General features: G+C 62.7%; 8 protein-coding genes. 4 read left to right on the forward strand and 4 right to left on the reverse strand.

The genetic code is table 11. From position 1 onward, the window contains the following. The first annotated feature begins 142 nt into the window (after positions 1–142). Positions 143–1,657 carry a family 16 glycosylhydrolase gene (locus AC6R19_RS18890; RefSeq protein ID WP_500581409.1) on the forward strand — a complete coding sequence of 505 codons (1,515 nt, stop codon included), beginning with the start codon at positions 143–145 and terminating at the stop codon, positions 1,655–1,657. 205 nt (positions 1,658–1,862) lie between these two features. Further along, entirely contained in the window at positions 1,863–2,162 is a 300-nt protein-coding gene (locus AC6R19_RS18895; RefSeq protein WP_500581410.1) for an antibiotic biosynthesis monooxygenase family protein, read from the forward strand. A 74-nt stretch (positions 2,163–2,236) separates the two neighbouring features. On the opposite strand, the gene nfuA is transcribed toward AC6R19_RS18895, so the two are convergent. The 4 genes from nfuA to curR all read right to left on the reverse strand — a co-directional run bounded on the left by nfuA (position 2,237) and on the right by curR (position 5,398). Next, positions 2,237–2,827: a Fe-S biogenesis protein NfuA gene (nfuA, locus tag AC6R19_RS18900; protein ID WP_500581411.1), complete on the reverse strand. Its 591-nt coding sequence runs from the start codon at positions 2,825–2,827 to the stop codon at positions 2,237–2,239. A gap of 108 nt (positions 2,828–2,935) precedes the next feature. Beyond that, the gene (locus AC6R19_RS18905) at positions 2,936–3,616 is read right to left on the reverse strand and encodes a type 1 glutamine amidotransferase domain-containing protein (protein WP_500581412.1); all 681 of its coding nucleotides are present in this window, start codon (positions 3,614–3,616) and stop codon (positions 2,936–2,938) included. Between the two features lie 28 nt (positions 3,617–3,644). Then, positions 3,645–4,679 carry an NADPH-dependent curcumin/dihydrocurcumin reductase gene (gene curA, locus AC6R19_RS18910; RefSeq protein WP_500581413.1) on the reverse strand — a complete coding sequence of 345 codons (1,035 nt, stop codon included), beginning with the start codon at positions 4,677–4,679 and terminating at the stop codon, positions 3,645–3,647. 125 nt (positions 4,680–4,804) lie between these two features. Then, a complete protein-coding gene (gene curR / locus AC6R19_RS18915; protein ID WP_500581414.1) occupies positions 4,805–5,398 on the reverse strand; it encodes a TetR family transcriptional repressor CurR in 594 nt (197 codons plus the stop codon). A gap of 160 nt (positions 5,399–5,558) precedes the next feature. Here curR and metH point away from each other — a divergent pair, with 160 nt between their 5' ends. Both metH and AC6R19_RS18925 read left to right on the forward strand, forming a co-directional pair. Then, positions 5,559–9,254 carry a methionine synthase gene (gene metH, locus AC6R19_RS18920; RefSeq protein ID WP_500581415.1) on the forward strand — a complete coding sequence of 1,232 codons (3,696 nt, stop codon included), beginning with the start codon at positions 5,559–5,561 and terminating at the stop codon, positions 9,252–9,254. 4 nt (positions 9,255–9,258) lie between these two features. Beyond that, positions 9,259–9,477, forward strand: coding sequence for a DUF2970 domain-containing protein (locus AC6R19_RS18925; RefSeq protein WP_500581416.1), 219 nt, complete (start codon positions 9,259–9,261; stop codon positions 9,475–9,477). The last annotated feature ends 138 nt before the right edge of the window (positions 9,478–9,615 follow it).

Here is a 9,615-nt window from a genome sequence, read left to right on the forward strand (position 1 = left end):
CACTTTAAGATCCAGCGCTTACTGGGTCGCCGCCCGCCGACGGAAAGTCCGACAATCCACCTTGCGGTTAACTGCTGCCCGCGGGGAGCAGCCCGCACAGTGGTAATGAGACCCAGTGGAAAAACAATAAAGGACAACAACCATGGCCACTTCCAGACTCACTGAGAAATCCGGGCTGTACCTGCTCGGCATCGGCTTGCTGGCGATGCTCGCCTTTACCAGGGCCAAGGCCGCCGTTTTCCAGGCGGAGGACTACGACGCCTTCTACGATACCACCCCCGGCAATAGCGGCGGCGCCTATCGCAGTGACGATGTGGATATCGAGGCGACCCAGGACAGCGGCGGCGGATACAATGTCGGCTGGATCGCGGCCGGCGAATGGCTGGCCTTCAACGACCTGAATATTCCCGCCCCCGGCAACTACACCGTGCGCTTCCGCGTCGCCAGCACCGTCGGCGCAACCCTGTCCAACGACCTGAACGGCGGCTCCATAGTGCTCGGCAGCCTGAATGTGCCCAATACCGGCGGCTGGCAGAACTGGCAGACCATCTCCCACACAGTGCACATCGACGCCGGCACCTACAGCCTCGGCGTCTACGCCACCAACGGCGACTGGAACCTGAACTGGATAGAGGTGGTTCCCGCCGGCGGATCAGCTTCAGTTGCCACCGTCTACCAGCACTGCAACTACGGCGGCTGGGCGGCCGGCCTGGATGTGGGCTCCTATAACCTGGGCGCGCTGCAGGCCCTGGGCTTCGTCAACGACGATGCCTCCTCCATCCGGGTCTCTTCCGGCTACCAGGCGACCCTCTACGAGCACGACAACTTCACCGGCACCTCCGTCACCGTGGCCGGCGACGACAGCTGCCTGAACAACGAGGGCTTCAATGACGAGGTGTCCTCGGTTGTCATCAGCCCTGCGGCAAGCGGCGGGCTGGTGTGGAGCGACGAGTTCGACAGCATCAACGGCAGCAACTGGACCTTCGAGACCGGCGGCGGTGGCTGGGGCAACAACGAGCTGCAGTACTACACCAATGGCCAGAACACCTCCATCCAGTACGATGCCCAGGCCGGCAGCAATGTACTGGTGATAGAGGTGCGCCGGGAGGGAGGCCACAGTTGCTGGTACGGCGCCTGCGAATACACCTCGACACGCATGATCAGCGCCGGCAAAAAGGAGTTCCAGTACGGCCGCATCGAGGCGCGCATCAAGCTGCCGCAGACTCAGGGTATCTGGCCCGCCTTCTGGCTGCTGGGCAACGATATCGGCAGCGTCGGCTGGCCCAATTCCGGCGAGATCGACATCATGGAACACGTCGGCTACGAGCCCACCCTCACCCACGGCGCCCTGCACGGCCCCGGATATTCCGGCAATACGCCGATCGCCGGCACCTACAACGTCGGCCAGAACGTGGATGCGGACTACCATGTGTATGCGGTGGAGTGGAACAGCAGTGGCATCAGTTGGTTTGTGGACGGCAACAATTTTTACAATGCGTCCCGCGCACAGGTGGAGCAGTACGGCCCCTGGGTCTACGACCATCCCTTCTTTATCCTGCTGAACGTGGCCGTCGGCGGCAACTGGCCGGGCAGTCCGGACGGATCGAGTGTTTTCCCGCAGCGAATGTATGTGGATTACGTGCGGGTTTACCAGTAATTTTTTGGTACCTCTAAAAATTCATTTCGCGGGAATGACGATTTCTAAAGGTGCTCTTTTGTAGGGGCGAACCTTGTGTTCGCCCTTATTTTTGCAATGCCGCAAGGCTTGTCTCTACGGGGACTGGATAGTTCATCCTGGAGGAGAGGCGCTCCTTCCTGAAAGTGGTCCCCAACACCTACAAACAGCCGCCGAGGTCTTCGACATGATCGCGGTCATCTTTGAGGTACAGCCGAGGGAAACCGGGCGAGACACCTACTTTGAGATAACCAGTCAATTAAAAGAATCCCTGGTGCAGATGGACGGTTTTATATCGATCGAGCGCTTTCAAAGCCTGACCGATCCCGACCGTTTCCTGTCATTGTCATTCTGGCGGGACGAGGCATCGGTGGCGGCCTGGAGAGATTACCCTCCCCACAGGCAGGCCCAGGAAAGGGGCAGGACGGAGCTGTTCGAAAACTACCGGTTGCGCGTCGCGCAAGTGGTACGTGATTACGGCATGTGAAGAACGGGAGGGAGTGCAGAACGGGCGAACACAAGGTTCGCCCCTACGGATCGGGCTGAGTGCCCGGGGTGAAATTAGTAGTAGGCCTGGGACTTGTCGGTGTGGTCGGTGATGTCCTTGACACCGGCCAGTTCCGGGATCTTTTCCTTCAGGGTTTTCTCCACGCCCTCTTTCAGGGTCATATCCACCATGCCACAGCCCTGGCAGCCGCCGCCGAACTTCAGCACCGCGAACATGTCCTCGGTGACCTCCACCAGGCTCACCTGGCCGCCGTGGGCGGCGAGGCCCGGGTTGACCTCGTTGTAGAGCACGTAGTTGATGCGATCCTCGATGGGGCTGTCGTCGGTGATCCTGGGCATCCGGGAGTTGGGCGCGCGGATGGTCAGCTGGCCGCCCATCTTGTCCGTCGAGTAGTCGACCCGCGCCTCGTCCAGGTAGGGCACGCTGCGGCCCTCGAAGTAGGCCTTGAAGCCGTTCATCTCCACCATCACGTCCTCCTCCTGCTCCTCACCGGGACGGCAGTAGGCGATGCAGGTCTCCGCGTTCGGGGTACCGGGATTGGAGACGAACATGCGGATGGCGATGCCCTCACAGTCCTGCTTCTCCAGCAGCTCGCGCAGGTACTCCTGGGCGGATTCGGTGATGGTGACATTCAATTCAGACATAAGACTTCTCAATAACCGAGTTCCTTTGTCGGGTATTTTACTCTCAGTTGCGGCCAAGTTAAACCAGGGGATTTCGCAGGGGCGAGCGGTGGTCGCCCCTGTCCGACTTCAGGGCTCCTTCACATAACCGAGCAGGGTCTCGGCGGCCTCCTCGGAAGAGGCGGGATTCTGGCCGGTGACCAGCTTGCCGTCGACCACCACATAGGGTTGCCAGTCGTCCGCCCTGGAGAATTTGGCTCCCCTGGACTTCAGCATGTCCTCCACCAGGAAGGGCACCACATCGGTCAGCCCGACCGCCTCCTCTTCCGAGTTGGTGAAGCCGGTGACGTTCTTGCCGTGCACCAGGGACCGGGCGTGCACCCTGGTATGGCGGAATATCGCCGGGCCGTGGCAGACGGCCCCGACCGGCTTGCCCGCCTTGTAGAAGGATTCGACCAGTGCAATGGAGTGCCTGTCCTCCGCCAGGTCCCAGAGGGGGCCGTGGCCACCCGGATAGAAGACAGCGTCGTAGTCCGCCTCCTCGACATCGGCGAGCGGCAGGGTGTTCGCCAGCGCCTCCTTCGCCTCCTCATCCTCGCGAAAGCGCTCCGTGGCTTCGGTCTGTGCGTCGGGGTCGTCGCTCTTCGGGTCCAGCGGGGGCTGGCCGCCCTTCGGCGAGGCCAGGGTCACCTCGGCCCCCGCGTCTTTGAAGACGTAGTAAGGCGCGGCGAATTCCTCCAGCCAGAAACCGGTTTTCCTGTCGGTATCCCCCAACTGGTCGTGGGAGGTCAGCACCATCAGAATTTTCATCGGATGTATTCCTCTGCTATGTGGATATTCAGTCGTCCGGGCCGACGCGCACGACCAGCTTGCCGAAGCTCTTACCTTCCAGCAGTCCCATAAACGCCCGCGGCGCCTGCTCCAGGCCGTCGATGATCTCCTCGCGATACTTGACCTTGCCGCTGGCGACCCATTCCGACATGTCCCGATGGAATTCGCCGAAACGATCCTGGTAGTCGAAGACGATGAAGCCCTGGATTTTCAGCCGCTTGATCAGCGCCTGACCCATCAGCAGCCCCGAGCGATCCGGCCCCTCCGGCAGTGAAGCGGCGTTGTACTGGGAGACCAGGCCGCACACCGGGATGCGCGCGAAGTTGTTGAGCAGCGGCAGCACGCCGTTCCACACCTTGCCGCCCACGTTCTCGAAATACACGTCTATGCCATCGGGGCAGGCCGCGGCCAGCTGTTCGGCGAAGTCGTCGGCGCGGTGATCGATACAGGCATCGAAGCCCAGCTCCTCGACCGCGTAGCGGCACTTTTCCGCGCCGCCGGCGACACCCACCACGCGGCAGCCCTTGAGCTTGCCGATCTGGCCGACGGTGGCGCCCACTGGGCCAGTCGCCGCGGCCACCACCAGGGTTTCGCCGGCTTTCGGCTGGCCGATATCCAGCAGGCCCATATAGGCGGTGAAGCCCGGCATGCCCAGTACTCCCAGAGTGTAGGAGGGATGCGACGGATTGCTGCCCAGGTTGGTGAGCCCGGTGCCATCCGACAGCGCATAGTCCTGCCAGCCGCTGTAGGAAAGCACCCAGTCGCCGGCCTGGTAGTCAGGGTGGCGGGACTCCACCACCCGGCTCACGGTGCCACCCACCATGGTTTCATCGATCTGTACCGGATCCGCATAGGAGGGCGCGTCGCTCATGCGCCCGCGCATATAGGGGTCCAGGGAGAGGTAGACGCTGCGCAGCAGCAGCTGGCCCTGTTCCGGCTTCGATAGCGGGACTTCCTCCAGGCGGAAGTTGGCATCGGTGGGGGCACCCGCGGGGCGGGATGCCAGTACTATGCGGCGGTTTCTGTCGGTGGCTTGGCTCATGGCACTATCTCCGGTTGTGTTATTCGGCTGCTCTTCGCGGAACAGGTCTCTCGTCAAAATTATTAGACCAGTCGTCTAGACTCATCTGCAAAAATACCCGCCTCATGGCGGGTATCAAATCGGGATCAGTTCTGGCCCAGCAGCTTGCGGGTGGTCTCCATCGCCTGTTCCACTGGCTCGCTGCTGCGGTGCAGCTTGGCCAGCAGGCTGGCGCCCAGCCACAACTGGTAGAGAGTGATGGCTATCTCCCGGGGTTCCAGGCCCTGTGGCAGGGAGTCGTCCGCCCTGCCCGCTTCTATACAGGCTGCGATGCGCGCTATGACGCGGTCGGTGCCGTCGCGCAGGGTCACGCGCATCGGCTCTGACAGGTCGGCCACCTCGGCGCTCAGCTTCACCACCAGGCACTTCTCTTCGTCGCCCTGGGGTTCCCGGTAGATTTTCAGCCACTCCTTCCAGTAGCGCATCAGCTTCTCAGCGGCTGTGTAGCCCTCCGCGGACAAACACAGATCCATATCCTTCAGGTACTTCCTGAGGTAGTCCTCCAGCAGGGCCTGACCGTACTGTTCCTTCGATTTGAAGTAGTGATAGAAGGAGCCCTTGGGCACGCCGGCGGTGTTCAGCAGTTCGCTCAGGCCAACTCCGGAAAAGCCCTTGGTGGACATCACCCGGTGGCCGGTGTCGAGCAGGTGCTGGCGCGTATCGTCGTAATTCGATTTCATGGCGCACAGCTTAATCCGGATTAGACCGGTCGTCTAGAACATTTGGTTACAGGCCTATGCCACAAAAACTGATGCCCAGGCCCATATGGCCGCTGCGCTGCACGCAACAACTCCCGTGTTAATATGGCCGCCCTCTCGATCCCGCTAAAAGGAAGTGTCCATGTCCCAGCAGTCCCGCAGTCAACGCCTCGAACAGCTCTACGCGGCCCTCGGCCGGCGCATCCTGATTCTGGACGGGGCCATGGGTACCATGATCCAGCGGGAGAAACTGGACGAAGGCGACTACCGCGGTGCGCGCTTCGCCGACTTCCACCGGGACCTGAAGGGCAACAACGACCTGCTGAGCCTGACCCGGCCGGAGCTGATCGAGCGGCTGCACCGGGAGTACCTCGAGGCCGGTGCCGACATCATCGAGACCAACACCTTCAACGCCACCCGCCTGTCCCAGTCCGACTACGACATGGAGGACCTGGTGCCGGAACTGAACCGGGTCTCCGCCGAGGTGGCGCGGCGCGCGGCGGACGCCCTGTCCACGCCGGACAGGCCGCGCTTCGTGGCCGGGGTCATAGGCCCCACGTCGCGCACCGCCAGTATCTCCCCGGACGTGAACGACCCGGGCGCGCGCAACGTGACCTTCGAACAACTGGTGGAGAACTATGTGGAGGCCGGCCGCGCGCTGGTCGAGGGCGGCAGCGACCTGATCCTGATCGAGACCATCTTCGACACCCTGAATGCCAAGGCGGCCATCTACGCGCTGCAGCAGCTGTTCGAGGAGCTGGGTTTCGAACTGCCGATCATGATTTCCGGCACCATCACCGACGCCTCCGGCCGCACCCTGTCCGGCCAGACCACCGAGGCCTTCTACTACTCCGTGGCCCACGCCAGGCCGCTGTCCGTCGGTCTCAACTGCGCCCTCGGCGCCACCGAGTTGCGCCCCTACGTGGAGGCCCTGTCCGGCGTTGCTGCCTGCCACGTATCCGCGCACCCCAACGCCGGCCTGCCGAACGAGTTCGGCGAGTACGACGAGACGCCGGAGGAAACCGCCGGCATCGTGGCCGAGTTCGCGCGCAGCGGCTTTATCAATATCCTCGGCGGCTGTTGCGGCACCACGCCGGAACATATCCGCGCTATCGCCGAGGCGGTGGCGGACATTCCCCCACGCCAACTGCCCGAGATCAAGCCGGCCCTGCGCCTGTCCGGCCTGGAACCCTTCGTCGTCGACGAGAATTCCCTGTTCGTCAACGTCGGCGAGCGCTGCAACGTGACCGGCTCGGCGGCCTTCAAGCGCCTGATCATGGAAGAGGATTACGACACCGCCCTGCAAGTGGCCGCCGCCCAGGTGGAGGACGGGGCCCAGGTGATCGACTTCAATATGGATGAGGCGATGCTGGATTCCGTTGCCGCCATGCGCCGCTTCCTGAATCTCGCCGCCACCGAGCCGGATATCGCCAGGGTGCCGTTTATGGTGGACTCCTCCAAGTGGGAGGTGATCGAGGCAGGGCTGCAGTGCATCCAGGGCAAGCCGATCGTCAACTCCATCAGCCTGAAGGAAGGCGAAGAAGAGTTTATCGACAAGGCGCGCCTGTGCCTGCGCTACGGCGCCGCGGTGGTGGTCATGGCCTTCGACGAGGACGGCCAGGCGGACACCTTCGAGCGCAAGATAGAAATCTGCCAGCGCAGCTACGACATACTGGTGAGCAAGGTCGGTTTCGCGCCGAATGATATCGTCTTCGACCCGAATATCTTCGCCGTCGCCACCGGTATCGAGGAACACAACAACTACGCGGTGGACTTTATCGAGGCCACCCAGTGGATCCGCAAAAACCTGCCCGGCGCCAATGTGTCCGGCGGCGTATCCAACGTCTCCTTCTCCTTCCGCGGCAACAACCCGGTGCGCGAGGCCATCCACTCGGTATTCCTGTTCCACGCCATCGAGGCCGGTCTGAACATGGGTATCGTCAACGCCGGCATGCTCTCGGTCTACGACGAGCTGCCGGCGGAGCTGCGCGAGAAGGTCGAGGACGTGATCCTGAACCGCAGCCCGGATGCCACCGAGGCACTGCTGGATATCGCCGAGAAATACCGCGGCGACGGCGCCGCCGCTGAACGCAAGGAGGACCTGGCTTGGCGCCAGCTGCCGGTGAACAAGCGCCTCGAGCACGCGCTGGTCAAGGGCATCAACAACTATATCGAGCAGGATACCGAGGAGGCCCGCGCCGCGGCGACGCGCCCGCTGGACGTGATCGAGGGCCCGCTGATGGACGGCATGAACGTGGTCGGCGACCTGTTCGGCGCCGGCAAGATGTTCCTGCCCCAGGTGGTGAAGTCCGCGCGGGTCATGAAGCAGTCGGTGGCCTACCTGCAGCCCTATATCGAGGCGGAGAAAACCGAGGCGAGCAAACCCAACGGCCGCATCCTGATGGCGACGGTCAAGGGCGACGTGCACGATATCGGCAAGAATATCGTCGGCGTGGTGCTGGCCTGCAACAACTACGAGGTGATCGACCTGGGCGTGATGGTGCCGGCGGAGACGATTCTGCAGACGGCCAGGGAAAAGCAGTGCGACATCATCGGCCTGTCCGGCCTGATCACCCCGTCCCTGGACGAGATGGTGCACGTGGCCGCGGAGATGGAGCGCCAGGGTTTCGACATACCCCTGCTGATCGGCGGCGCCACCACCTCCAAGGCGCACACGGCAGTGAAAATCGATCCGCAATTCAAGCGCAACCAGACGGTCTACGTGGCCGATGCCTCCCGCGCGGTGGGCGTGGCCAGCAGCCTGATTTCCGATGAGCTGCGCCCGGCGTTTGTGAAAAACATCCAGGAAGAGTACGAGAAGGTGCGCCAACGCACCGCCAACCGCAAGCGCAACGACACCCGCCTCAGCTACGAGGAGGCGCTGGCGGCGGCACCGCAGTTCGACTGGCAGAGCTATACGGCGGCGGTGCCGAACACAATGGGCGTGACCGCAATCGACGACTTCCCGCTGGAAAAACTCGTCGACACCATCGACTGGACGCCCTTCTTCATCTCCTGGGACCTGGCCGGCAAATATCCGGCCATCCTGAACGACGAAGTGGTCGGCGAGGCGGCCACCGACCTGTACAAGAGTGCGCAGCTGATGCTGCAGCAGATTATCGATAAAAAGCTGCTCAAGGCCCGCGCCGTCTTCGGCCTCTGGCCGGCCAACAGCGACGGCGACGACATCATCGTCTACACCGACGAGAGTCGCACCGAGGAGCTGGCGCGGCTGCACCATATGCGCCAGCAGGTGCAAAAGCGCGGCGGCGACGGCCTGTGCCGGTCGCTCGCGGACTTCGTCGCCCCGGTGGACTCCGGTGTTGCCGATTACGTGGGCGGTTTCGCGGTAACCACCGGACTGGGCGCCGACGAACTGGCAGCCGAGTACGAGGCCCGGCACGACGACTACAGCGCGATCATGGTCAAGGCGCTGGCGGACCGCCTGGCGGAGTCTTTCGCCGAATACCTGCACAAGCAGGTGCGCAGGGACTACTGGGGCTACGCGCCGGACGAGCAGCTCAGCAACGAGGAGTTGATCAGGGAGGCCTACCGCGGCATCCGCCCCGCCCCCGGCTACCCGGCCTGCCCGGATCACTCGGAGAAATCGACCCTGTTCAAACTGCTGGATGCGGAGCAGAATGCCGGTGTGCGCCTGACCGAACACTTCGCGATGCTGCCGGCGGCGTCAGTCAGCGGCTGGTACTTCGCCCATCCGCAGGCCAAGTATTTCAATGTGGGCAAGATAGGCCGCGACCAGCTACAGAGCCTGGCCGAGCGCAAGGGTGTCAGCGAACAGGAACTGGAGCGCTGGCTGCGCCCGAACCTGGAGGATTGAATCGGTGAGCAAAGAGAACAATAAAAACGAGAAACCCTCTTTCGGCCAGGTGGTGCTCAGCACCCTGGCCGCCGCCATCGGCGTGCAGAGCAGCAGGAACCGCGAACGGGATTTCAAGGGCGGCAGTATCAAGGCCTATATCGCCGCGGGAATTATCTTTACCGGGCTGTTTGTGTTGACGCTGGTGTTGGTGGTCAAGACGGTGCTCGGCAGTATGGGCTGAGCTTCTGGATAATACCCCCTACCCCGTTCGCGGCCATGGGCCGCTTCTCTAAAGCGGCTCCTGATGTCAACCACTAATCTGGTTTCCGCTGTCCAACCATTACTGAGTTTCAGGCTTCTCTACGTGGTCGCTCAAGGC

This window comes from Microbulbifer sp. SE14 (assembly GCF_059834885.1).

What these genes read in the sequence shown, in the direction of transcription:
- curR (WP_500581414.1), bottom strand. Translation starts at nt 5,398, where the DNA reads ATGAAATCGAATTACGACGATACGCGCCAGCACCTGCTCGACACCGGC.
- AC6R19_RS18905 (WP_500581412.1), bottom strand. Translation starts at nt 3,616, where the DNA reads ATGAAAATTCTGATGGTGCTGACCTCCCACGACCAGTTGGGGGATACC.
- AC6R19_RS18895 (WP_500581410.1), top strand. Translation starts at nt 1,863, where the DNA reads ATGATCGCGGTCATCTTTGAGGTACAGCCGAGGGAAACCGGGCGAGAC.
- curA (WP_500581413.1), bottom strand. Translation starts at nt 4,679, where the DNA reads ATGAGCCAAGCCACCGACAGAAACCGCCGCATAGTACTGGCATCCCGC.
- AC6R19_RS18890 (WP_500581409.1), top strand. Translation starts at nt 143, where the DNA reads ATGGCCACTTCCAGACTCACTGAGAAATCCGGGCTGTACCTGCTCGGC.
- metH (WP_500581415.1), top strand. Translation starts at nt 5,559, where the DNA reads ATGTCCCAGCAGTCCCGCAGTCAACGCCTCGAACAGCTCTACGCGGCC.
- nfuA (WP_500581411.1), bottom strand. Translation starts at nt 2,827, where the DNA reads ATGTCTGAATTGAATGTCACCATCACCGAATCCGCCCAGGAGTACCTG.